Raw genomic sequence first — 25,636 nt, forward strand, 5'->3', positions numbered from 1 at the left:
ATAACGTTACATTGTGATTACGACGCTATCGAGCCGGCGGCTTGTTTTTAACAATACGGTCGATGCCAACCAGTAGTTCCAGCAACGCCCGCATCTGACCGAGCGGCCACGAATTGGGTCCGTCGCTCAAGGCTTCTTCCGGCTTCGGATGAGTTTCCATGAACAGCCCGGAAATGCCTACCGCCACCGCAGCTTTCGCCAGCGCGGGGATAAACTCGCGCTGGCCGCCGGATGCCGTGCCTTGCCCGCCGGGGAGCTGCACCGAATGCGTGGCGTCAAAAACGACCGGGCACCCTGTTTCGCGCATAATAACCAGCGAACGCATATCCGAAACCAGGTTGTTATACCCGAAGGAAACGCCGCGTTCGCACACCATGATGTTCGGGTTACCGGTCGCCTGAGCCTTGGCGGCAACATGCTTCATGTCCTGCGGCGCCATGAACTGGCCCTTTTTGATATTGACCGGCTTGCCGGCAGCGGCGACACGCTGTATGAAATCGGTTTGCCGGCACAAAAAAGCCGGCGTTTGCAATACGTCGACCACGGCGGCGACTTCATCCAGCGGCGTATCCTCGTGCACATCGGTCAGTACCGGGACGCCGATTTGCACGCGCACCTTTTCGAGTACTTTCAGTCCCTGCTCCAGACCCGGCCCGCGGTAGCTTAGGTGAGAGGAACGGTTGGCCTTATCGAAAGAAGATTTGTAAATAAAAGGCATGCCGAGCGCGCCGGTTATTTCTTTCAGTTTGCCCGCGGTATCCAGCGCCAGCGCTTCGCTTTCGATCACGCAGGTGCCTGCAATCAGAAACAGGGGTTGATCAGGACCGATTTCGTAACCGCAAAGCTTCATGATGCTGCATGTCCTTTCTTGTAATGATGCGCCGCCTGCACGAAACCGGTAAACAACGGATGTCCGTCGCGCGGACGCGAAGTGAACTCCGGATGGAACTGACAGGCCAGAAACCAGGGATGATCGGCGAGTTCTATCATTTCAACCAGGCTGCCGTCCATGGATTTTCCGGATATGCGCAGTCCCGCCGCTTCCAGCTGTTCCAGGTAACGATTATTGAACTCGTAACGGTGGCGATGGCGTTCGGTAATGTCGGCGGCGTCATAAAGCCGGTGCGCAAGCGTACCCGGAATCAGCGCGCACTGCTGCGCGCCCAGACGCATGGTGCCGCCCAGATCTCCGCCCTCTTCGCGCTGTTCGACCTGGCCGGACGAATCGATCCATTCTGTGATCAACGCGATAACCGGATAAGGCGTATCGGCTACGAACTCGGTGCTGTCCGCTTTTTCGAGACCGGCGACATGGCGGGCAAATTCGATAACCGCTATCTGCATACCCAGGCAGATGCCCAGATAAGGGACGCGGCGTTCGCGCGCAAACTGCGCGGCCGCGATCATGCCTGCGATGCCTCGCTCGCCAAAACCGCCGGGAACCAGGATTGCGTCCACGGTTTCGAGGTTGGCTGTGCCGTGGGCTTCGATTTCTTCCGCTTCGATGTAACGGATATCGACTTGTATGCCGGTGTGTATGCCCGCATGGATCAGCGCTTCGGTCAGCGACTTGTAGGCGTCCGGATGGTCGACATACTTGCCGACCATGGCGATGGTGACAGCGGTGCGCGGCGACGCCAGTTTGTCGATAACCTTGTTCCATTCGCTCAGGTTGGCCGCCGGCGCGTCGAGATGCAATTTTCTGATCACGACTTCATCCAGCCCCTGCTCATGCAGCATTGAGGGTATGCGGTAAATGGAGTCGGCGTCGACGGCGGAAAAAACCGCACTCTCGTGTACGTTGGTGAACAAGGCAATTTTTTTGCGCTCGCCTTGCGGGATGGCACGGTCCGAACGGCAGATCAAAATATCGGGTTGGATGCCGATGGTGCGCAATTCCTTTACCGAGTGCTGCGTAGGCTTGGTTTTCAACTCTCCGGCGCTGGCGATGTACGGTACCAGAGTCAGGTGTATGAACAAGGTATGGTCTTCGCCCAGGTCGACGCGCATTTGCCGGATCGCTTCCAGGAACGGCAGCGATTCTATATCGCCCACGGTACCGCCGATTTCGATCAGCGCGATGTCGTAGCCGTCCCCGCTCAAGCCGATGACGCGCTTGATTTCATCGGTAATATGCGGAATGACTTGCACGGTAGCGCCGAGATACTCGCCTCTGCGTTCCTTGCGGATGACGTTTTCGTAAATCTGCCCGGTGGTGAAGTTGTTGACCTTGCGCATGGTGGTGCGCAGGAAGCGTTCGTAATGCCCCAGATCCAGATCGGTTTCGGCGCCGTCTTCGGTTACGAAGACTTCGCCGTGCTGGTAGGGGCTCATGGTGCCGGGGTCTACATTGATGTAGGGGTCCAGCTTGGTCATGGTTACGCGCAGGCCGCGCGCTTCCAGTATTGCGGCGAGAGACGACGCTGCGATGCCTTTACCGAGCGAGGAAACAACGCCACCGGTGATAAATATGTATTTGGTCATGCGAAAGCTAATAGTTAAGGAATCACCGGATTATTTGGTTCTCATTGGGTAAAACAGCAGTCTTCACGGACGGTTTACAGCATGTTCCCTCAGCGTATCCAGCACAATTTGCGCATGGCCGTTGACGCTGAGTTTGCGCCATTCGGCGATCAGCACGCCATTGGCGTCGATCAGGAAGGTACTGCGCTCTATACCCCGCACCTGTTTACCATACATGTTCTTCATGCGGATAACATCGAACAAGGCGCAAAGCGTTTCCTCCGGATCGGACAGCAGATGGAATGCGAAGTTCTGTTTGCAGCGAAAATTCTGGTGGGATTTCAGGCTATCACGCGAAACGCCCACAATCTCGCAGTTCAACGCCTGAAACTGCGGCAGCAGGGCATTGAAGTCCTGTCCTTCCTGTGTGCAGCCGGGCGTGCTGTCTTTGGGATAAAAGTAGATCACCACTGGATGTCCGCGCAATGATGAAAAGACGAAGGGCGTTTCGTCCGTGGTTGGCGCGGTAAAATCGGCTACGGTTTGTCCTACGACGGGCGTGTTCATAATCGTTAACGTTTGATGGGTTCCAATATTGCGTCGAGGTTTTGTTGATCACAAAACTCGAGAAAATCGTCGCGCAAACTCACAATTTTCAACTGGCTCGGGATGATCACGATCAGATGAGCCAGAAACAGCGGACTGGCGCTGAAAGGGGCGGGATAGCGGCTGGTGCTGACATCGATAACGCGGATATCCCGGTTGAAAAAGAATTCGGCAAGTTCATGTATGTTTTCGAGCTGGTCGCCGGCGACGATATCGACGGCGTAGGGAAGCGCAGCCTGCTCTTCTTCGTTTTTAGGCGTTTCCCTGCCACGCAAATGCTGAATTTTGAGCGGGTAGCGGTTGCCGAAAGCTTCCAGACTGTCTTCCAGCCTGACAATATGGTTCCAGTTGGCCTCGACCATCATATGCGCGGCAAAGTCGTCTTCCAGCTCGGTCATGCGGCTTTCCAGGATCGTGCATTTGCACTCCTTGACCAGACGCGTCAATTCCATGATAAGTTCCGGCCGATTTTCACCGGCTAGCGTAATAACAAGTCGCATCGTACAGAGGTTCTCGCTTTCTTAACGGCCCAAGTCTAGCACAAAAGCCGCTTATGATCTGCCCCATGACAGTTTACGAGCCATTTCCGTCCCATAATTCAAAGCAACCTTATTCTTTCCGGTTGTCAGAAATACAGCTTGCACGGTAACATGGGACTTTATTGTTGGGTGCTGGGGAAAGGCGCATGATACAAGGTAGCATCGTGGCATTGGTTACGCCGATGGACGAAGCGGGCGGGCTGGATTTATCCGCGCTTGACCGGCTGGTCGAGTTTCACATAGAACAGGGTACCGACGCCATCGTTGCCGTGGGAACGACGGGGGAATCAGCAACGCTGGATGAAGACGAACATTGCGCGGTTATCGCTCGAGTAGTGAAACAGGTTGCCGGACGCATTCCGGTGATAGCCGGAACCGGGTCAAATTCGACGCGCGAGGCGGTGAACCTGACCCGGCGCGCCTGGAGCGAAGGAGCCGATGCCTGTTTACTGGTGACACCTTATTACAACAAGCCGACCCAGGAGGGTCTATACCTCCATCACAAGACGATTGCCGAGGCAGTCGACATCCCCCAGATTCTCTACAACGTACCCGGACGAACAGTCTGCGACATGCTGCCGGAAACGGCGGCGCGCCTGTCCTTTGTGCCGAATATTATCGGGATCAAGGAAGCGACCGGAAATCTTGACCGCCTGCATGAAATTCTACGTTTGTCGAAACCCGGCTTTTTACTGTATTCAGGAGACGATGCCAGCGCTTGCGAATTCTGCCTGCAGGGCGGGAAAGGGGTAATTTCGGTGACGGCCAACGTAGCGCCCGGGCTCATGCACAGCATGTGCGCCGCCGCGATATCCGGCGACCGGGAAATCGCGCTTGCTATCGACGGCAAGCTTTCGGGTTTGCATAAGGCTCTGTTTATCGAATCCAATCCGATTCCGGTCAAATGGGCGGCATCTGCAATGGGATACGGAAAAGGGATTCGTTTGCCGCTGACGCGGCTCACCAACGCAAGCGAGCCGGTAATACGCGCGGCGATGCATCAGGCGAACGTGCCGATTTAAGATGGATAATATGAAAGAAGCGGATCAGAAAAGCATGTTTAGAACGATAGTTGCATTGGGCTTCATGGTTGCGTTGACGGGATGTAGTTACATTACCGATCTTTTTCCGGACAAACAGAAAGCATATCGCTACAGCGAGGATATCCCGCCGCTGGAAATTCCGCCGGACCTGACTTCATCCACCATCAAGGGGCTGCCTGGAAACGGTGGAGGCGCACGCGATGCTCTGGCTTCGCAATCGAACGAGCAGATTGCCGACACATCGAATGTCAAATCGTCCGAACTGGCGATGCCCGCCAAGCGAACCAAGGCGATAGTTGCCGTCCTGGCTCAAGGTGATGACGATGTGCCGTTCGTGGATGTCGCCGCGCCGTTTGCCGAAACCTGGAATTTAGTCGGTCGCGCCATGGGACGCCTGGAACTCGAGGTTACCGAACAGAGCCGTAGCGACCGGCAGTATTTCGTCTATTTCGGAGGCGAGAAAAGCGGCAAAACCAATGATGAACAGGGATGGTGGCAATCCTTGCTCGGAGGCGACGATAGCGCGGCGCCCGATGAAAAAGCCGAACAATTCCATGTGAAGCTGGAGCCGAAAGACAGCCACACCCATATCTACGTGCTGGACAACGCAGGCAAACCGGTATTGCAGGGCGCGGGACTCAGACTACTCAAAAAACTGAGCGATACTCTGGACGGTTTCGAAAAACAGGAGTTTATCAAGAGCGCCTTACCGGGTGAGCCGCAATCCGGAGCGACGGTGGTCTCCAGCCTGAAACAAGACGATCGGGGCGCGCCCGTCGTCGACATACAGGCGCCGGCGGCGGAAAGCTGGAATTATGTCGGTCGCGCCTTGAGCCAGATGGAAGTCAAGGTAACCGACAAGAACCGCTCGGGTCAATTGTACTTCGTTGATTACAACGGCAAGGAACAAGAGGGCGGGGCGTGGTCTTCTTTCACGACCGCGCTGGGCGGCTCCAATGAGGCAACGGAATCATTTCATCTGAAGCTGGAGCCGTACGGCGGTCTTACACGCGTTCATGTGCTGGATGCATCCAACAAACCGGTTTCCGATGGTTTGGGGCTTAAATTGATTACACAGCTGCAGCACGGCCTGGACGAGCTCGCGAAACCGGCTTCGAAATGATACTGACAGTCCCCGGAGCCCAGGCCCTTTCCGGCTTTCGTCTCAACAGACTGCTTGACTCGGTTAGCGCTATCGACGGCGGTATTAGCGCCGTTTCCGCGCATTTCGTGCACCTGATCGAATTATCCGGCCAATTAACGGCGCATGAACGCGCCGTGCTGGAGCGAATACTCGATTACGGACGGAATGACAATGAAGCAGCGCCTTTGAACGAGGATAATGCGCCCGGGTATCTGGTTGCGCCGCGCCTGGGTACGCTTTCGCCATGGTCCAGCAAAGCGAGCGAAATCGCGAGACGCTGCGAATTGTTTGCCGTGCAGCGTATCGAGCGCGGTATCGAGTACCGCTTCCGATACTCCGGCAGCGTTGAAGAATTTGACGCGAAAGGCAAAATAGCCGCACTGTTGCATGACCGGATGACCCAGGCCGCCCTGAAGCATGGACAAAGCGATCTCGTCTTCAGCCGTAGGCCCGATGCTCCGCTGTCTACAGTGCCGCTGCTGACCGAGGGACGCGGTGCGCTGGCCAACGCCAACGATACGCTCGGTCTGGCGCTGTCGGACGACGAGCTCGATTATCTCTACGTTAGCTTCAGCGCGCTGGGGCGTGACGCGTCCGATGTTGAATTGATGATGTTCGCACAGGCCAACTCCGAGCACTGCCGGCACAAAATTTTTAACGCGCGCTGGCAGATCGACGATACACCGCAACCGGATACGCTGTTCGGTATGATACGGCATACCAGCGCCTGCAGCCCGCAAGGCATCGTGACGGCCTATAGCGACAACGCCTCGGTTATCGAGGGAGCGGAGACTGAGCTTTTGGTGCGTGAAGCAGAGACGCGCGCGTATGCCTATCAGCGCATGAGCCTGCCTATATTGATGAAGGTGGAAACGCACAACCACCCTACCGCGATATCGCCCTACCCCGGCGCAGCAACGGGCTCCGGCGGGGAGATACGCGATGAAGGCGCCACCGGGCGCGGCTCCTGGAGCAAAGCCGGTTTAACCGGCTTTTCCGTTTCCAGCCTGCGCATACCGGGTTTTATTCAGCCTTGGGAACTGGACTCCGGCAAGCCGGAGCGCATGGTATCCGCGCTGAGCATCATGCTGGAAGGACCATTGGGCGGCGCGGCGTTCAATAATGAATTCGGTCGGCCCAATATTGCCGGTTATTTCCGCAGCTTCGAACAGGAAAGCGGCAGCAGGAACAACCTGCGCGGTTATCATAAACCAATCATGCTGGCCGGCGGCATGGGACATATCCGGCCCGAGCATGTCCGCAAGCGGGTTATTACGCCGGGAACGCCTATCGTCGTGCTGGGTGGTCCGGCCATGCTGATCGGCCTGGGCGGCGGCGCGGCGTCGTCCCAGGCGTCGGGTGCGTGCAGCGAAGACCTCGATTTCGCTTCGGTGCAGCGCGACAACCCGGAAATGGAACGACGCTGCCAGGAAGTCATCAATCAATGCGTAGCGCTGGGCGAAGCCAACCCGATTCTGGCCATACACGATGTCGGCGCGGGCGGATTATCCAATGCCGTTCCGGAAATCATTCACGATGCCGGCCGTGGCGGTCGTTTCGAATTACGCGATGTGCCAACGGCGGAACCGGGTCTGTCGCCGCTGCAGATATGGTGCAATGAGGCTCAGGAACGCTATGTTCTGGCGATAGAACATGCCCGTATCGATTTGTTCAGGCAGTTTTGCGATCGCGAACGTTGCCCTTATGCGGTAATAGGCGAAGCGACCGAAGACGAAAACCTGGTCTTGTCCGACCGGCATTTTGACAATCAGCCGATTGCAATTCCGATGAGCCTGCTGTTCGGCAAACCGCCGAAAATGGAGCGCAAGGCCGAGCATATTGCCCCCGACCTTAAGCCGTTGATCCTGTCCCAGATCGAAATTTCCAAGGCTGCGCACCGTGTCTTGCGCTTTCCGGCGGTTGCCGACAAGAGCTTTCTGATCCACATCGGCGATCGCTCGGTTGGCGGACTGGTCGCGCGCGACCAGCTGGTGGGTCCATGGCAGGTACCGGTTGCCAACGTCGGCGTAACCGCTTCAGGATTTCATGCGCTCACCGGCGAAGCCATGGCCATAGGCGAGCGTACTCCGCTCGCGCTGATCAACGCGCCGGCATCGGGCCGAATGGCCGTAGGCGAGGCCTTGACCAATATTATTTCAGCGTCCATCGATTCATTGAGCGATGTCAAGCTGTCCGCGAACTGGATGGCGGCTGCCGGCAGTCCCGGTGAAGACGCGTTGCTCTACGATACCGTGCGCGCCGTCGGGCTGGAGTTGTGTCCGGCACTGGGGATTGCAATACCGGTCGGCAAGGACTCCTTGTCCATGAAAGCGGTATGGCGGCAGGGAAGCGTGGAAAAAACCATGACATCGCCTTTGTCGCTGATCGTTTCGGCGTTCGCGCCGGTTCTCGATATCACCAGGACGCTGACGCCCGAATTGCGTCTGGACAAGGGCCCCACCCGATTATTGCTGGTCGATCTCGGCCAAGGAAAAAACCGCTTGGGCGGATCGGTGTTGGCGCAGGTATATGGTCAACTGGGCAATGATTGCCCGGATCTGGACGACCCCGCCTTGTTTCGGCAGTTTTTCGCCGCGATGCAGTCGCTCAACGCCCGGAGCTTGCTGCTGGCTTGTCACGACCGCTCGGACGGCGGTTTATGGGCCGCAATATGTGAAATGGCGTTCGCCTCGCATAGCGGTGTAGCGCTGCATCTCGATACTCTGGGAACAAACCCGTTCGCGGCCTTGTTCAACGAGGAGCTGGGGCTGGTATTGCAGGTTGAGCAGGATAACCTGGACAGCGTGCGCGAGTGTTTCGTGCAGCATGGACTGGTCGGCCATGTCCATGATATAGGCGCCCCCATTGAGGACGCGCGCATCGTCGTCTATCGCCAGAATGTGATCTGGTATGCCGAAATTTTAACTTCCCTGCGCCATTCCTGGTCGGAAACCAGTTATCGTATGCGCACGCTCCGAGACAATCCAGAAAGCGCCCGCGTCGAATTCAACGCCGCGCTCGATATGGGCGATCCCGGCCTGCACGCATCTTTGACATTCGACCTGAATGAAGATGTGGCCGCACCGTTTATCGGTCGCGCCCGCCCGGCTGTCGCCATTTTGCGCGAACAGGGTGTGAACGGACACGCTGAAATGGCGGCGGCGTTCGAACGCGCGGGTTTTTTGGCGATCGATGTCCATATGAGCGATCTGGCGGAACGCCGCGTCGACCTGACCGACTTTACCGGTCTGGCCGCTTGCGGCGGTTTTTCCTACGGCGACGTATTGGGCGCAGGTGGAGGCTGGGCCAAATCGATTTTGTTCAATACCTATTTGCGCGAACAGTTTCAGGCATTTTTCGAGCGCTCCGATTCATTCGCGCTCGGCGTTTGCAACGGCTGCCAGATGCTGTCGCAACTGCGCGAGTTGATCCCCGGCGCCGGCGCATGGCCGCTCTTTGCGCGTAATGGCTCGGAACAGTTCGAAGCGCGCGTCAGCCTGGTCGAGGTACAGCCGTCGCCCTCCATTTTCTTTACCGGGATGGAAGGATCGCGCATGCCGGTTGTCGTTTCGCACGGCGAAGGACGCGCAATATTCGATTCCGCGCAAACGGAGGATTACGTTGCGATACGCTATGTCGATCACCTCGGCGCGATTACGGAGCGTTACCCCTACAACCCGAACGGATCGCTGCATGGCGTTACCGCGCTGACGGTGCCGGATGGCCGCTTTACCATCATGATGCCGCACCCCGAGCGTTGTTTCAGAACGGTGCAGAATTCATGGCACCCGCAGGACTGGAAGGAGTACAGTCCATGGATGAGAATATTCAGGAACGCCAGAGTCTGGGTAGGATGATCGGCTAAACGGAGTCTCAGGCGGCGCTGATAATCGATGGCGCCACGGTTCGCTCCATATGGCAGGATAGCTCGTGCAGCGCCTGCCGGTATACCTCGCGCTTGAAATAGACTACATCATTCACGGGCTGCCAGTAGTCTATCCAGCGCCAGGCATCGAATTCCGGTTTTGGCGTGTAATTTAGACAAATATCGGACTCATTGCCCTCCAGAGCAAGGATGAACCAGAGCTGTTTTTGACCGATGCACAGCGGCTGGGAGTTTTTGCGGATAAAACGATCCGGCAGCTCGTAACGCAGCCACTCCTGTGTGCGGCCGATAAGCCTGACATGGTGGCTTTTCAACCCGACCTCTTCGTACAACTCCCTGTACATTGCAGTTTCAGGGTCTTCATCGCACTTGATGCCGCCTTGTGGGAATTGCCATGAGCGCATCCCTGCCCGCCGAGCCCAGAAAACGCGCCCGTCACGATTGCATAGGACAATGCCTACATTGAGGCGATATCCTTCAAGGTCGATCATAGTGATGTTACCAGTCCGAAGGGTGTCCTCGACAACAAAGATTCCGCTCCCCGGCTTCGGTTGCGTCAGCCCGCCCGGTAGCGCCCTCGATTTATAAATTTAGTCTGCCACGCTGCTACGCGCAGTTTTCCCACGATCGATAACCGTCGGCGCATAACCGGATAGACAAACCCGATAGGCCATTGTTCCACAAAACGCGTTTTTGCACCAGAGATTACAGGGCTCCGGATACGCATTAAATGCGGCTGGCTACCCAGTTAAGGTGCGGCTCAGTAAAGAAATTCCGGTAACGCTTCCAAAAGCTACAGGCTTTGGTGCCGGAGTAAGGCTGTCGGCACTGTTTGTGGCCCAGAATGGGCTCAACTCGAAAAGGAAAGAACGGATACGGCGTGGTTTATTGTACAGGACACGCCGGCGTGTCTATGTATATCGACAGGCTCGCTTTTCTTGCGGCCGCTGGTAAGGATATGGTAAAAAATAACATCCCGAATCAGCCATCAAACTCCGTTCGCCCTGCGCCTGTCGAAGGGCATTGCCCTGAATCTATCGGAGGGCCGCTCATGGTTCGACAAGCTCTCCAGCCGCAAGAGCGCTTTCAAATATCATTCCGCCGAGGCAAAGCCACGCGCCGGAGCGTATCCGCCTCCAAACGCAACCGGCGCACAAAGATCACGTTTCTCCACCAGTATCCGCCCACCAGCACCAGGGCCATTCCGCAAGAGGCAAAACTGAAATAGAGCAGATGTTTCACCTGAGCCAGCTCGCGCGCGATATCGTTCCTCGCATCTGGGCTGGTATCGGACAGAACAGCGGTTTGCGGACGAAAACGCGGATGCATCAGGCGCTCCGCATCCATCACATGGCCGCTCCCGCCTGAAGTATAGTTTTCCAGCACATGCAGATCGCGGCTGAGGTCTTCCAGCGCCTGTATTTCCTGACTGCCTACCGTGCCGGCGGCGACAATTTGCTCCAAACGCCGCATTCGTGTTTCCACACTGCCGGATACGGCGGCAGCCATATTCTCCTTGAGGGTATTCAACTGTTTCTGATAACGGCGCAACTTGGCGTTATCGGGCGATTCGTAGGCGGGGGAAACATCCAGCGTCCCGAACAGATGCCGGGCAGTCGCCAGCAATATCAGGCTGGCAAGCAGCAATACGGCAACAGCCAGCAAAGCGCGAAACTCCAATGGGAAAACACGTTGCCGTTCAGTTTCAATGCGAACAAGCTGCCAGTTATTATTATCATGGTGGTGCATATACTCCCCTATCGAAGCCCGGCCGGACTGGTACTGGGTCTTGCAGAAATGCAACTATGACAGATCATGCCTTTGGGGTCAATTAGGACGAATGACTCCGCTCGCACACAAAACGGCATTTAAATAGTATCATGCACACGCAACAGCGCCTTCTCACCAAAACACACAAAACCGGCTACCTCTACAACACCCAGCAATGACCGCCTCACGCTCCTCGCACCCTATTATCAATCCTACCTTACCCGGACAAAGAGGCGATTGCATTGCCTGGAGCGGTCTGCACGGCTGCGGCGACTCTCTCGCCATCGCCAGAGCGGCGCAAAAAAACCGGCAACTCAATATTGTCGTGACTTTCGACATGCCGAACCTGCTGCGTCTGGAGCACGAACTCAAGTTTTTTCTCGACGGCGACTTTCAGGTGCTGCAGTTTCCCGACTGGGAAATTCTGCCTTACGATATTTTTTCGCCGCTCCCGGAAATCGTCTCGCATCGTTTAAAAACACTGGCCTTGCTGCCGGATACGCGACAGGGCGTGCTGGTGGTGACCGCATCGACGCTGATGCAGCGGCTTGCGCCGCGCACGCATATTCTGGCCAACACCTTCACCTTGAAGCGCGGCAGCCGTTTCAGTATCGAAGCGACGCGCCAGACACTGGAAAGCGTCGGTTACCAATGCGTTTCTCAAGTCCTGGAGCACGGCGAATTTGCAGTGCGCGGCGCCATTGTCGATCTGTTTCCGATGGGCAGCACCCTGCCCTACCGCATCGAATTATTCGATGAGGAAGTCGATTCGATACGCAGCTTCGACCCCGAAAATCAACGTTCGCTGGACAAGGTCGAAGCCATCAATCTCTACCCGGCGCGCGAATTTCCCTTCGATGCAACCGCTATCAAATTATTCCGGCAGAACTGGCGCGAGCAGGTTTCCGACAACACCCGCGCTAATACGCTGTACCAGGATGTCAGCAAAAGCATCCTGCCGGGGGGCATAGAATGCTATCTTCCGTTGTTTGTAAGCCATACCGAAACCCTGTTCGATTATCTGCCTGCGCAAACCACTTTTATAATGCATGGCCCGGTGCTGGAAGCGGCCGGCGCTTTTCATGAAGAGGCCCTGCACCGATACCAGCTCCGCAAAACCAATCTCGACCGCCCCGCGCTGCCGGTCGAAAAGCTTTATCTCGATCCCATGCTGCTGGAACAAAAGCTCAGTGAGTTTCAGAAAATTCTGATAGGCGCGGCGCCCCCGGACTCCAATATCCGGCAACAGGTGTTCAACTGCCCGCAGTTGCCCAATGTGACCCTGGATACGCGCCAGAAACTTCCGCTTCACGCGCTGAATGCCTTCCGGGAAAATCAGGCCGACCTGCGCCTGCTGTTTATTGCAGAAACGGCGGGGCATCGCGAAGCATTGCTGGACACCCTGCACAAATACGATCTGCGCCCCGTCGTAATGGAAGGCTGGCGCGCTTTTCTGGAAAGCGACAACAAACTCGCTCTGGTAGTCGCGCCGCTGAGCAACGGTTTGTGGCTGCCCGATGCCGGAATGGCGCTGGTTACCGAGACGCAACTTTCCGGTGAAAAGGCCCAGCAGCGGCGACGGCGTAAAAAAACCCATGAACGCGATCTTGACGCGCTGATGCGCAACCTGGAAGAATTGGAAATAGGTTCTCCGGTGGTGCATCAGGATCATGGAGTGGGACGCTACCTGGGGTTGCAACGGCTTACGGTCGGAGGCATGGAAGGAGAATTCCTCGCGCTCGAATACGCCAATCACGACAAGCTTTACGTGCCGGTTTCGTCGCTGCATTTGATCAACCGCTACAGCGGCGCCGGCGAAGATACCGCGCCGCTGCACCGTCTGGGCAGCGAAACCTGGCAAAAAGCCAAGCGCAAGGCATTCGAGCGCGCGCGCGACGTCGCGGCGGAACTGCTGGATATTTATGCGCGCCGCGCGGCGATGCCAGGTCATGCCTGTAACTGTCTCAGCGACGAGTATCAGGCGTTCGCCGCCAGTTTCCCGTTCGAGGAAACGCCGGACCAGGAAAATGCGATTCTGAGCGTTATCGAAGATATGAGCGCGGCGCGCCCGATGGATCGCGTCATTTGCGGCGATGTCGGCTTCGGCAAAACCGAAGTGGCGATGCGGGCCGCCTTTATCGCCGCCCAGAACAGCCGTCAGGTCGCGGTACTGGTGCCAACCACGCTCCTCGCCCAGCAGCATTACCAGAATTTCCGCGACCGCTTCGCCGATTGGCCGATACGTATCGCCGTGCTGTCGCGCTTTGTCGGAGGCAAGCAGCAGACGCAGCTGCTCGAAGAGCTGGCGGAAGGGCGCATCGATATCATGATCGGCACCCACAAACTACTGCAGAAAGACATTCGCTTCAAAAATCTGGGACTCGCCATCATCGACGAAGAGCACCGCTTCGGCGTCGCACAGAAAGAGCATCTTAAAAAATTGCGCAGCGAACTGGACTTCCTGACCCTCACCGCGACACCGATTCCCCGCACGCTGAATATGGCTTTGGGCGGCTTGCGCGACATTTCCCTGATCGCAACGCCACCCGCCAACCGCCATGCGATCCAAACTTTCGTGCATGAATGGAGCGACAGCCTGATACAGGAAGCGATTACGCGCGAAATCAAGCGCGGTGGTCAGGCTTATTTTCTGCACAATAAAATCGAGACCATGGAAAAAATGGCGCGCGAACTGGGCGCGCTGGTGCCGGAAGCGCGCATTCGCACCGCCCACGGGCAGATGCCGGAACGCGAGCTGGAACAAATCATGCTGGATTTTTATCATCAGCGCTTCAATCTACTGATTTCAACCACGATCATCGAAAGCGGCATCGACGTGCCGAGCGCCAACACCATGCTGATCAACCGCGCCGATCAGCTCGGCCTGGCGCAACTGCATCAGCTGCGCGGGCGCGTCGGCCGCTCGCATCACCGCGCCTACGCCTACCTGATCGTGCCGCCCAAAGCCTTGATTTCTACCGATGCCGCAAAACGGCTGCAGGCGATAGAAAGCTCAGGCGAACTGGGCGCGGGCTTCATGATTTCGACGCACGACATGGAAATACGCGGCTGCGGCGAGTTGCTGGGCGACGAGCAAAGCGGACAAATTCAGGAAATCGGCTTCACGCTGTATTCGGAGCTGCTGGAGCGCGCGGTCAAGGCGCTCAAGTCCGGCAAGCAGCCCGAGCTGGACGCGCCGATGGACGCAGGCCCGGAAATCGATCTGCAATCGCCCGCTTTAATCCCGGACGATTACCTGCCGGACGTGCATACGCGCCTGGTATTGTATAAGCGCATCGCCAGTGCCCGCGACGCCGGCGACCTGCGCGCGCTGCAAATCGAAATGATAGATCGTTTCGGCCTGCTGCCGCCGGCGACCAAAACGCTGTTTGCGGTAACGGAGTTAAAACTGACGGCTGAAAAACTGGGCGTGCGTAAAATAGAAGCCGGAGCGAGCGGCGGACGCATGCTGTTCGGAAGCCAGGCCAACATCGACCCGGTACAAGTTATTTTTCTGATCCAGAATCAATCCAGAATCTACCGCATGGACGGCCCGGATAAAATCCGTTTCCTGCAGGCGTTCGATACGGTCGACGAAAAAATCGCATTTCTGAAAGCCTTGTGTGAAATGCTGTCGCCAAAAGGCAATGGCTGACTGAAGATGCGAACAGTCAAAGCTTCCTTACCAGCTCGCGCGTCGGATCGGAACTGTGAACGGCAAGTATATTGATTCCCGCTTCAAAGAACTCATAACCATTGCTTTCCAGAAAAGCGATAATTTCATCCCTGTTCGACTTGATCGACTCGATCAGCATTTGCGGTCTGTGCTGCGCAATCGCCAGACTGGCCCCTTCCAGCACGTCCTGTTCCATGCCTTCGACGTCTATTTTGATTAAATCGAGCCTGGGAAGATGAAATGAGTCTATGGAAACCACAGGAACTTGATGGCAATGCTCCGGATCATAGCTGACAGGCTGCCCGATAAATTCGTTGTTTTCACGCTGTTTCAGCTCGAGAGAACCGAAACTCGACGGTTTTAAATAATCCGGTTTGGGAATATGCATGGCGCCGACGGCGCTGCCCACGGCGGCATTGATCGCCGTAGCGTTGAAACAGTTATTGATCGCGATATTCCCTGCCAGCGCATAATAAATCCGCTCCTGCGCCTCAATCGCCACGGCCGCGCCCCAGCCATGCATGAACTTGGCCCATTCTATGGTATGCACGCCGATGTTGGCGCCGCAGTCGAATGCAACGACGCCGTCGCCGAAAAACTGCCGCCGGTAATTCAGCAGCGTAAGCGCATCGTTTACCTCCTCCGGATCGAAAAAAGAGGTGCGCATAATCTGGAAACCGACGCCATAGCCGCCGCTATCGTCAATCATCCAGTCATTCCGGTTCACTATCAATGTTCCGTGTCCGGAAGCCGCAAGCACAAAAGCCAAAGGCCGTCTGATCGGATTAATGATCATCCTGCAACGAAGCCAGATCTATGACAAAACGGTATTTTACATCGCCTTTCAACATACGCTGGTAAGCGGTATTGATTTGCTGCATCGGAATCTGCTCGATATCCGAAACTATGCCATGCTCCGCGCAAAAATCCAGCATTTCCTGGGTTTCGCGCAGCCCGCCTATCAGCGAACCCGCCAGGTTGCGGCGCTTGAATATCAGATTGGCGGCATTCGGCGCGGGATGAGGATGATCCGGAACGCCCAGTAGACAAAGCGTACCGTCGCGTTTGAGCAGCGTGAGATAAGGGTCCAGATCATGCGCGGCGGCAACCGTATCGAGTATGAAATCGAAACTGCCGGAATGCCGCGTCATTTCTTCTGCATTTTTTGAAACAACCACCGCATCCGCGCCCAGTCGGCGCGCATCTTCCGATTTGCCGGGCGAAGTCGTGAACAAAACCACCTCGGCGCCAAACGCATGCGCGAACTTGACGCCCATATGCCCCAGACCGCCCAACCCGACCACGCCGACTTTCTGGCTCGGACCGACGCGCCAATGACGCAACGGCGACCAGGTGGTAATGCCCGCGCACAACAACGGCGCCGCCGCCGCAGGATCGAGCCGCTCGGAAATTTTCAGCACGAAACGCTGATCGACGACAACCCGGTTGGAGTAACCGCCATAGGTCATGCCGCCGCTATGGCGGTCATGGCTGTTGTAGGTAAGTACAAGTTGATCGCAATACTGTTCCTGATCATCCACGCATTCTGGACAGGTTCTGCAGGAATCGACCAGACAGCCGACCCCAACCAGATCACCCGGCTTGAATTGTGTTACCGCTCCCCCGATGCCCGCAACCCGCCCGACGATCTCGTGTCCGGGTACCAAGGGAAAATGCGATCCGCCCCATTCGTTACGCACCTGATGCAAATCCGAATGACAGACGCCGCAGTAAAGAATTTCGATATGCACATCTTCGGCAAGCGGCTCGCGGCGCTCGAAGCCGAAAGGACGCAAAGGGGTCGCCGCATCGTAAGCGGCATAGCCGTGGCTTTTTAACATACGAATACTCCAGGAAAAGTTCAGTCGGCCGCGAATGTCGGCCAATCGGTATAACCATGTTCGTCGCCGCCGTACCATAGTGTCTGGGGCGCTTCCGCCAGCAACACATTCCGCTTGAGGCGTTCGACCAGATCCGGATTGGCAATGAACGGGCGTCCGAAGGCAATCAGATCCGCCTGATGTTCACGCCGCGCCGCCAGCGCCAACTCGCGCGTATACAGGTTGTTGGCTATATACGGACCGACAAAATGCGCGCGCAGCGCCTGCAAGTCCACACCTTCCGGAATTTCGCGCGACATGCCTGTGGCCCCTTCCACCATATGCAGATAAGCCAGTCCGAACCAGTTCAGCTTTTCGATCAGGTAGCCATAGGTCGCCATCACATCGCTGTCCAACGGCGTATTGCCGGCATTCGGAGTAACCGGCGACAAACGGATACCGACATGCTGGCCGCCCTCCCATTCATCAACCACGGCTTTCACCACATCGAGCACCAGTCTGGTTCTGTTTTCGTTGCTGCCGCCGTAAGCATCGGTTCGACGGTTGGTCGAATCGCGAATGAACTGCTCCAGCAGATAGCAGTTCGCGGCATGCACTTCCACGCCATCGAATCCGGCCCTGCGCGCACATGCGGCGGCATGACGGTATTGCTCGACGATTTCGGGGATTTCCCCGGTTTCCAGCGCGCGCGGCGTCGGCACCGGCTGCATGCCGATCAGGGTAAAGGTTTCGCCTTCCGCCGCTATGGCAGAGGGCGCAACCGGCAGCGCATTACTCGGCTGCAGGGACGGGTGGGAAAAACGGCCGACGTGCCAGAGCTGGCAGACGATCTTGCCGCCGGCATCATGCACCGCCTCAGTAACCTGACGCCAGCCTTCCACCTGCTGCTCGTTGAAAATACCGGGCGTATAGGCATAACCGCGCGCCTGCCGGGAAATATTGACGGCTTCACTGATAATCAACCCGGTGCTGGAGCGCTGAGCATAATATCGCGCCTGCAGCGCACCCGGCACCCCGTTTTCGCCCACGCGCGCGCGCGTCAGCGGAGCCATGACGATGCGATTCTGTAAAACCCACGCGCCTACCGCGACAGGATCGAACAGGTCGGTTTCTTTATTTTCGGCTTGCGTCATATGGATGTTCTCTTAAAAAATTTATGGAGAGTTCATTGCCGATGCTCGGTGAACGTAGCCTGCTTGATGGATTACTCCCTATGTACAGTAGGATTCAAGTATAGATGTTCGTTTTAATTTATACCAGCAACGCTCCCATGCAGGCCACACTTCAGCATCCCCCTGATCAACCCCGGCGGACGACGCTCAGCGCATAATGATAGCAGCCGGATTTTCCGGCCCCGGATAACCCTGCGGGCGTTCCCGGCTACATGTTCCGCGCATCGCGCAGATGAATCGCTTCATCGACGAAATCGAAGCGCTGGAAGCGAAGAAGACCGAGCTGGAAAGCCGGATCAAGGCCACATCGACATTGCGGCCGTTGAGCGCACGGAGATGCGCGCGGATAACACAGCAGGAGATTCTATTGGAGTATCGGATTCCACCATTATATCGACACCGCCGCCTTTTGCCCCGTCATCCAGGCGCGATCCGAAGACGCGTATGCGCGCACCCGATCCGGCAACCGAATGGACTACATCGTTTAGGGCGGCTATATCACGGGGTGAGGGTCGCATGTTTTGTGTTTTCAGCGTAATGGTTCAGGGAAGAGGCAGCGATTACGCCGGTCAGTTATCGGTTATTCTGCCTGGTCGGGGATTGTAAAATATAGACACTTTACTTACTCGACTACTCTGGGTCTCCCACCTACAGCGTCTAGCGCCTCGTGTAAAGTCGAAAAAATAGAGTCCTTACCGATTACCCCGGTAATACGATGCCTGTTCATGTCCTCGCGCAGGTATGCGCTGACCCGCCCGAACACCAGTTTGATGTTGCTACGCTGCAAATCGCAACACAGTTCGCGCAAGGATCGCGCTGCTGAATAATCCATATCGGTCATCGCCCCGGCATCGATCAGCAACCAGCGTACCGGCGTCGGCGCATGGTCTATCAGCAAGCGCACCTCGTCGCAAAAGCAGCCTTCGTTGGCGTAAAACAAATCCGCTCCGAACCGGTAGACGACCAGCCCCGGTTTGGTCTCGACCCCGGCGGCGACAGGCGCAGGCAACCACCGCCCGGTCTCATCGGGCGTCAATACTGAAGTATGCGGACGATAACTGTGACGCACATGCCGCAACAACGATAAGGTAACCGCCAGCAGGATGCCTTGTTCCAACCCCACCAGCGCCACGGTCGCCGCCGTGACGATAGCGAGCATGAACTCGCCCCGACTCTCGCGCCGTATGTCCGCCAGGCTTTTAAAATCGATAAGTCCTATGGCGATAACGAAGACGATGCCGGCGAGCACGCTGCGTGGCAGATACTCCAGCGGTTTGGTAAATAACAACAGCACCAGCAATACCACGCCTGCGAACACCAGCTGCGAAAACTGACTGCGGCTGCCCACCGAGTCGGCCATCGCGGTCTGGGTGGGACTGCCATTCACCACGAAAGCGCCGGACAACGCGGCGGCGGCATTCGCTGCCGACAAACCGAGTATGTCGGCATTCTCATCCAGGCGTTCGTGATGCCGTACAGCAAAGACGCGGGAGGTAGCCGCACTTTGAGCGATAATAATCACAAAGCAGGATAATGCGACCGGAATTAATTTAAGCGTATCGTCCCAGCTCACCGCCGGAAAACCGAGTGTCGGCAAACCACCGGGTATGGGGCCGATGACGGCAATACCATGACCGGCAAAATCGTATGCATAACTGGCGGCGATGCCGGTCAACACCGCAAACAATGGGATAGGCAGCTTGGGCAGAAAGTGCCGGAAGACCAATATGAAGCTCACCACCAGCAGCGATACCGCCAGCGTGGGCAGATTTACCGCAGCCAGCGCGCCGGCAAGCTGTTGTAGTTGATCGACGGTTTTATGCGCGCTGACCTGAATGCCGGACATTTCCCCCAGCATGGCGATGCCGATCTGCAATCCGACGCCGGTCAAAAACCCTACCAGCACCGTACGCGAAAGAAAATCGGCGAAGAAGCCGAGTTTGAAAATCCGCGCCAGCAACAGCAACGCGGCGGTAAGCAGCGCGACCATGCCCACCAAAGCCATGTATTTTCCGTCCGCCTGCGCCGCCATGCCGGACAATCCGCTGGAGAAAATGGCCGCAGTAGCCGAGTCCGCCGCTACCACCAGATGACGCGATGAACCGAAAACTGCAAACATCAGCAGCGGCAGCAACGCAGTGTATAGCCCGGTTACCGCCGGCGTGCCGGCAATGCGGGTATAACCGAGCAACTGCGGAATATTCATCGAAGCCAAAGCCAATCCGGCAATGGCGTCGCGCATCGCTCCGTCACGGCTTAAAGGTCTCAGGCCTGCGAAGACATTCGATTTTATCGACATTATTAAGGAGCGCGGGAATATCATCTGAGCTTGCACGCTAAAAACAAAACGGCCATGTTGCTTTTCTCCTGGTGTTGAGTGCTGGAAGTTGCTGCTGCGTTTAAGACAGTCAAGTATAGTGAAAATTCCGTGCCTGGGGGACAGGCCGCAAGCCCCTCTGGCCAATTGCTCGGTAACACTCTCACGGTCTATGCCCAAACCGATGCGGATTCTCGCGCTCTTCTACGTTAATATAATGGGATGCGCCTGATGCGCTATTTCAATCCGCCCTTTATAACCGTACCGGGAAGCCATGCGTATATCAGCCGGAATTTTCTGCATCATCACGTCGACCGCACTCGTACTTGGACTATCGGCTGCTCGTGTCCAAGCCGCCGATAACCCACCCGCATGCCGGGAAAATGGCGCTGTGCATATCTGGACGTCGCCGCTGCAGCCGGAAGCGGGAAAACCGCTACGCGTCATGGCTGTCTCCTCCGAGGAAACAATAGCCGCTCTTGTTTCGGCCGAAGCAGACGGACAGCGGCAGACTCTCGATCCGATTACCCGCGGCGGGCCGCCCTGGAGTTTATCGGCAACCATAGCCCGGCTTCCCTCCGGCGGGCTGCAACTGGAGGTGCTGAGGCAAAACGGCTCGGTAGCCGCCTGCCGGACAGTGCAGCCTCAACGGGAAGCGACGGTAGCCGAGGTATTGGACAACCATGGAATAGGGCAGGACTGGAATGCCGATACCGAAGCCTTTTATTCGGCCTGGATCGAACAACTGTTCGATGCGCCCGCAGACGAAAACATTAACTACCCTTCGCTGGAACCTGTGCTGCGTAATGCCGATAAAAACTTTCTTTACAACTACTTTGGCGTTGCGGAAGATCGCAGTCTACCGGCAACGCCGGATTGCGCCGACCTGCCCTATTATTTACGCGCCTATTTTGCATGGAAAACGGGCCTACCGGTCAACTATCGCGTGTGCAGCCGCGGCAGCTCGAATTCGCCGCCGCGCTGCGGAAGCGCGGTCACGCGACAGGAATTCAGCCACGGCAATGTCTCGCAATCGACGTTCAGAGGGTTGATAAACACATTGCAGAACGCCGTCCATTCCGGTAGCGCGCGCACCGGTCTGAACGACAACGCCACCGACTTCTATCCGGTCGGGTTGACACGCGCCGCGCTCAAACCCGGCACGGTTTACGCCGACCCATACGGCCATGTGCTGATGCTGGTCAAATGGGTGCCGCAGACGGCGACAGCCCCGGGCCTGCTGTTGGCGGTCGACGCGCAGCCCGATAACTCGGTCAGCCGCAAGCGCTTCTGGGAAGGCACTTTTTTGTTTGCGGACGATGTCGCCAGCGCCGGGCCAGGATTCAAGGCCTTCCGCCCATTGCGCCTGAGTCCGTCCGGACGCCTGGGTCTGGCGAACAACGAGGAATTGGCCGATGCGCAGACCGGCCTTCCGGCATTTTCAACGGAACAGGGCGAGTTGAGCCCCGAAGCCTTCTACGCCAGCCTGGGCAAACTCATCAATCCGCAAGGACTCGAGCCGAAGCATGCTTATGAAGCCACGCTGGATTCCTTGCTGGAGCAACTGGAAACGCGCGTCGCCTCGGTGGAAAACGGCGTGGACTACTTTCGTAAACACGCAGGAGTTATTCCCATGCCCGACGGCGCGGCGCTGTTCGAAACGCTGGGCGGCTGGGAAGATTATTCGACGCCGTCGCGCGATATGCGCCTGATCATCGCGATGAATGCGCTGCTCGACATGCCCGACCGCATCGTGCGCCACCCGGAACTATTCCTGCTGCACGGCGTTGTTTCACCGCAACAGGCCAAAATGGAACTTGAACAGTATCACCGCCAGCGTATCAACGAGCGCCAGTTTAACTACCTGAGAGAAGACGGCAGCCGCTGGACCTTGACGGTTGCCGATGTATTGGCGCGCAAACCGTCGTTCGAAATGGCGTACAATCCGAACGATTGCGCCGAAGCGCGCTGGGGCGCGACGCCCGGATCGCCCGAGTACGCCGGTTGCCACCGGCATGCGCCGCAGGATCAACGCGCGCGCATGGAACGTTATCGCATATGGTTCCACGAAGCGCGGCGGCCTTCGCGATAAACGTATTGTCATATTGTCAATATTTTTGTAATGATTCAGCTTCCTTTGAGCCATGTTAAGCCTCACTGAATAGCCCAGTTCCATAGCAGACGCCCAGGAATGCATACATCTAACAGGAAAGCGCGCATGCATTTGAAACTTACATTCATTACCGCTTGTTTATTACTGAGCGCATGCGCGCCCGCGCACAGGAAGCCGAGCGTGGTACAGCCTGCTGCTGTAACAGTTCAGCCCAAGCCGCCCGAACGCGAGTTGTCCATCCGCGACTTCCCTGTAACGTCTACAAAGTATCGGATACTGTCGATACTGCTGGAAGAATGGAATTATTTCGGCGAACAGGAAATTATTATCAAGAGCGATATGGAAAGTATCCCACGCGTAGGCGTTTGGGAAGACGACGATGCATCGCACAGCGATCGCATCAGAAATTATTGGCGGACGGCGGGCAAGTACGGGTTGTCGGGCTACGATTGCCAACAACCGTGGTCGGCGGCTTTTATCAGCTGGGTTATGTCAGTCGCGGGCATCGGCGAGGATGAGTTCCCTTATGCTTCGGCGCATTGGGTTTATCTGGCGCGCTTTCTCGACAATGCCGGATCGCAAACGGCAAACTTTGTTCCGCGCAGCGTCGCCGATTACCCGCCCAAACCCGGCGATTTGATTTGCGCAAGCCGCGACGTCCGCGTCGATGTCAACCCCAACTTCCTGCCTGCATCCAGCCAGATCGAAAATGCCAAGCTGCACTGCGACATAGTCACCGCAGTGAAAGGCAAAACGCTGGAAGCCATCGGCGGCAATGTCAGGAATTCCGTTTCCAAAAGCGTTCTTCAACTGAGTCCGCAAGGCTATCTGCAGCCTACCGCCAGACGCTCCTGGTTTATGGTGGTCGAAAACCGGATGGACTGAACTGCGATCTGGAAAAATTCTTGCAAACAGCTCGCCTGCTAATTGCAAAACCAGGTAACGAGGTGTAAATATAAGTAAATAATATTTATACGCAACGAAAGAAAAGCTACTTTAAGAAAGGTCAGTGCGCCCCCATCCTTGAAAAAGGTTCTTATCATTTTAGACAGGAGCATATACCCATGAGCATTTCATCCGTTTCATCCGGCAGCGCCTCGTACTCGCCGGCCACCAGCAGCAGTTCATCGCAACTGGACAAACAAATAGCTAAAATTCAACAGGAAATTATCAAGGAACAGGCAAACAAGGCTGACGATGCCAAAACCAAGGCACAAAAAATTCAATTACTTCAGCAACAGCTTCAGCAGCTCGAGCTGCAAGCCAGGCAGCAGTCCACAAGCAACGCTGCCGTTTCAAACAATACCGCCAGCGGTGGCAACACCACCAGCTCCAGCAGCGCCACCGGTACTGCCGGCTCAATTGACACCACCGCTTGAGATTGCGCGTTCCTGGATAATTGGCTACCCTTGCTAAAAAGCAGGGGTAGCACAGGCAGGGCCATGACTTACACGGCATATTCGGAAGTGGGAAAAGTTGTCGATCTGATGATCCGCAGCATTTCTTTCAAGAACGACCATCGCTACGAAGAAGCCTTGGCATGCCTTGGTGAAGCCGTAGCGCTAAATCCGATTTTTTTTCCTGCCTTGTTCGATAAAGGGATCCTGCTGGACTCCCTGTCCCGTTACGAGGAAGCTTCCGAGTGCTTCGAACGCGTGCTGAACTTCACACCCGGCGACACGAATACGCTGGAATTGCTCAATAAAAGCCTCGAAGACGCACTGCAAAAGTATGAACAACACCTGTCCGGCAATACGTGTGATGCGGAAGCGTTTTACAAACGAGCCAACATACTCAGACGATTGCATCGTTACGAAGAAGCGATCGGCAGCTATGATCGCGCCCTGGAATTAAAACCGGACTATCCGGATGCGCTAAATGAGCGCGGCAATGCGTTAATCCTGCTGAATCGATACGAAGACGCCGTCGCCTGTTACAACCACATGCTCGAACTATCCGAAAACAGTGCCATCGCCTTATTCAATCGCGGCAATGCGCTCAGAGGGATTGATCGCATAGCCGAGGCTTTAGCGAGTTATCGCGCAGCCTCGACCATCGCCCCAGGAATGGCCGAGGCGTTTATCGAACAAAGCCACTGCCACCTGCTGCTGGGAGAGTATGGTCAAGGCTGGCCGCAGTACGAATATCGATGGCTCACCGAGCAACTCAGGGTTTATCTGCCGCTATCCCCACAGCCGCTATGGCTCGGCAAGGAACAGCTAGCCGATAAAACAATACTGCTCTTATGCGAACAAGGCTTCGGCGACACGATACAGTTTTTACGTTTTATCCCTTTGGTAGCGCAGCAGGCCAAACAAACCATACTACGCATACCGGCTCCCTTGAAAACCCTGATTGAAGACACGCTAACCGGGGTACGGATTATCGGCACGGAAGAACCATTTCCGCCTCACGATGTCCATTGTCCGTTAATGAGCCTGCCGCTCGCATTCGGAACCGAGCTGGAAACTGTACCCAATGATATACCATACATCAGCGCACCGTCAGCGCAAACGGAGAAATGGCGAGCGTTGCTCGGTCCGGGAAACAGGCCTCGGGTGGGCATCGCCTGGGCAGGCCGTCAGTATCCGCCTCTCAATCATAGACGCGATATGCGGCTGTCTGCCATAGCGCCCTTAATGGATATGGATATCGAATTGATCAGCCTGCAAAAGGAAGTGCCGGCTCACGACAGGGAAACCATAGCAGCCATGCCGTACCTGAACCGTCTGATCGAATCTTCGGGCGATTTTGCCGATACCGCCGCGTTGATAGCGAACCTTGACATGGTAATCTGCGTCGATACCGTAATCGCTCATCTTGCGGGAGGGCTGGGCAAACCGGTATGGATCATGGTCAGTTATATAAACGATTGGCGCTGGCTGCATAAGCGCAGCGATTCTCCCTGGTATCCCACCGCGCGTATTTTCCGGCAGAAAACGCACGACGACTGGGATGAGGTGATTCGTGAAATTGCCCAACACCTGGAAGACAGAATCATTCCCGCCTAATGATCCAGCAATATTCCGCTTGAAACTTAGGCTGCGATTTCCATATATTCAACAA

Annotated in this window: 19 protein-coding genes; 8 read left to right on the plus strand and 11 right to left on the minus strand. The window is 56.3% G+C overall.

What is annotated here, in order from left to right; all coding sequences use genetic code 11:
- Positions 1–25: 25 nt before the first annotated feature.
- From kdsA to F6R98_RS16615, 4 genes are all read right to left on the minus strand, one after another.
- Positions 26–850, minus strand: coding sequence for a 3-deoxy-8-phosphooctulonate synthase (gene kdsA, locus F6R98_RS16600; RefSeq protein ID WP_153250010.1), 825 nt, complete (start codon positions 848–850; stop codon positions 26–28).
- Positions 847–2,484: a CTP synthase gene (locus F6R98_RS16605; protein ID WP_153250011.1), complete on the minus strand. Its 1,638-nt coding sequence runs from the start codon at positions 2,482–2,484 to the stop codon at positions 847–849. Before F6R98_RS16605 ends, kdsA begins: the two co-directional genes overlap by 4 nt.
- Positions 2,485–2,547: 63 nt before the next feature.
- Positions 2,548–3,030 carry a peroxiredoxin gene (locus tag F6R98_RS16610; RefSeq protein WP_153250012.1) on the minus strand — a complete coding sequence of 161 codons (483 nt, stop codon included), beginning with the start codon at positions 3,028–3,030 and terminating at the stop codon, positions 2,548–2,550.
- A gap of 5 nt (positions 3,031–3,035) precedes the next feature.
- Positions 3,036–3,569: a glycine cleavage system protein R gene (locus tag F6R98_RS16615; protein ID WP_153250013.1), complete on the minus strand. Its 534-nt coding sequence runs from the start codon at positions 3,567–3,569 to the stop codon at positions 3,036–3,038.
- Positions 3,570–3,754: 185 nt separating this feature from the next.
- Here F6R98_RS16615 and dapA point away from each other — a divergent pair, with 185 nt between their 5' ends.
- From dapA to purL, 3 genes are read left to right on the plus strand one after another with little or no spacing between them, the layout of a single operon-like run.
- The gene (dapA, locus tag F6R98_RS16620; protein WP_153250014.1) at positions 3,755–4,630 is read left to right on the plus strand and encodes a 4-hydroxy-tetrahydrodipicolinate synthase; all 876 of its coding nucleotides are present in this window, start codon (positions 3,755–3,757) and stop codon (positions 4,628–4,630) included.
- A gap of 1 nt (position 4,631) precedes the next feature.
- Positions 4,632–5,774, plus strand: coding sequence for an outer membrane protein assembly factor BamC (bamC, locus tag F6R98_RS16625; protein WP_153250015.1), 1,143 nt, complete (start codon positions 4,632–4,634; stop codon positions 5,772–5,774).
- The gene (gene purL / locus F6R98_RS16630; protein ID WP_153250016.1) at positions 5,771–9,652 is read left to right on the plus strand and encodes a phosphoribosylformylglycinamidine synthase; all 3,882 of its coding nucleotides are present in this window, start codon (positions 5,771–5,773) and stop codon (positions 9,650–9,652) included. Before bamC ends, purL begins: the two co-directional genes overlap by 4 nt.
- A 16-nt stretch (positions 9,653–9,668) precedes the next feature.
- Here the strand turns inward: purL and F6R98_RS16635 are convergent, their stop codons facing one another.
- Positions 9,669–10,172: an RNA pyrophosphohydrolase gene (locus tag F6R98_RS16635; RefSeq protein ID WP_153250017.1), complete on the minus strand. Its 504-nt coding sequence runs from the start codon at positions 10,170–10,172 to the stop codon at positions 9,669–9,671.
- Between the two features lie 595 nt (positions 10,173–10,767).
- Positions 10,768–11,430: a hypothetical protein gene (locus F6R98_RS16640; RefSeq protein ID WP_153250018.1), complete on the minus strand. Its 663-nt coding sequence runs from the start codon at positions 11,428–11,430 to the stop codon at positions 10,768–10,770.
- A gap of 196 nt (positions 11,431–11,626) precedes the next feature.
- Here F6R98_RS16640 and mfd point away from each other — a divergent pair, with 196 nt between their 5' ends.
- On the plus strand, positions 11,627–15,106 hold the full coding sequence (gene mfd, locus F6R98_RS16645; RefSeq protein WP_153250019.1) for a transcription-repair coupling factor: 3,480 nt from the start codon (positions 11,627–11,629) through the stop codon (positions 15,104–15,106).
- A gap of 16 nt (positions 15,107–15,122) precedes the next feature.
- Here mfd and F6R98_RS16650 read toward each other — a convergent pair whose 3' ends face one another.
- The 5 genes from F6R98_RS16650 to F6R98_RS16670 form a co-directional block, all read right to left on the minus strand.
- Positions 15,123–15,923 carry an FkbM family methyltransferase gene (locus tag F6R98_RS16650; protein WP_194269988.1) on the minus strand — a complete coding sequence of 267 codons (801 nt, stop codon included), beginning with the start codon at positions 15,921–15,923 and terminating at the stop codon, positions 15,123–15,125.
- Positions 15,913–16,968, minus strand: a complete 1,056-nt coding sequence (locus F6R98_RS16655) for an NAD(P)-dependent alcohol dehydrogenase (protein ID WP_153250020.1) — start codon at positions 16,966–16,968, stop codon at positions 15,913–15,915. Before F6R98_RS16655 ends, F6R98_RS16650 begins: the two co-directional genes overlap by 11 nt.
- A gap of 20 nt (positions 16,969–16,988) precedes the next feature.
- Positions 16,989–18,101 carry an alkene reductase gene (locus F6R98_RS16660; protein ID WP_153250021.1) on the minus strand — a complete coding sequence of 371 codons (1,113 nt, stop codon included), beginning with the start codon at positions 18,099–18,101 and terminating at the stop codon, positions 16,989–16,991.
- A gap of 335 nt (positions 18,102–18,436) precedes the next feature.
- The gene (locus F6R98_RS16665; protein ID WP_153250022.1) at positions 18,437–18,658 is read right to left on the minus strand and encodes a hypothetical protein; all 222 of its coding nucleotides are present in this window, start codon (positions 18,656–18,658) and stop codon (positions 18,437–18,439) included.
- A gap of 104 nt (positions 18,659–18,762) precedes the next feature.
- Positions 18,763–20,439: a SulP family inorganic anion transporter gene (locus F6R98_RS16670; protein ID WP_153250023.1), complete on the minus strand. Its 1,677-nt coding sequence runs from the start codon at positions 20,437–20,439 to the stop codon at positions 18,763–18,765.
- Between the two features lie 292 nt (positions 20,440–20,731).
- Here F6R98_RS16670 and F6R98_RS16675 point away from each other — a divergent pair, with 292 nt between their 5' ends.
- From F6R98_RS16675 to F6R98_RS16690, 4 genes are all read left to right on the plus strand, one after another.
- Positions 20,732–22,549: a hypothetical protein gene (locus F6R98_RS16675; protein WP_153250024.1), complete on the plus strand. Its 1,818-nt coding sequence runs from the start codon at positions 20,732–20,734 to the stop codon at positions 22,547–22,549.
- A gap of 126 nt (positions 22,550–22,675) precedes the next feature.
- Entirely contained in the window at positions 22,676–23,455 is a 780-nt protein-coding gene (locus F6R98_RS16680) for a DUF2272 domain-containing protein (RefSeq protein WP_153250025.1), read from the plus strand.
- 179 nt (positions 23,456–23,634) lie between these two features.
- Entirely contained in the window at positions 23,635–23,949 is a 315-nt protein-coding gene (locus F6R98_RS16685; protein WP_153250026.1) for a FlxA-like family protein, read from the plus strand.
- A gap of 63 nt (positions 23,950–24,012) precedes the next feature.
- The gene (locus F6R98_RS16690; RefSeq protein ID WP_153250027.1) at positions 24,013–25,581 is read left to right on the plus strand and encodes a tetratricopeptide repeat protein; all 1,569 of its coding nucleotides are present in this window, start codon (positions 24,013–24,015) and stop codon (positions 25,579–25,581) included.
- The last annotated feature ends 55 nt before the right edge of the window (positions 25,582–25,636 follow it).

This window comes from Candidatus Methylospira mobilis (assembly GCF_009498235.1).
GTDB classification, from domain to species: Bacteria; Pseudomonadota; Gammaproteobacteria; order Methylococcales; family Methylococcaceae; genus Methylospira; species Methylospira mobilis.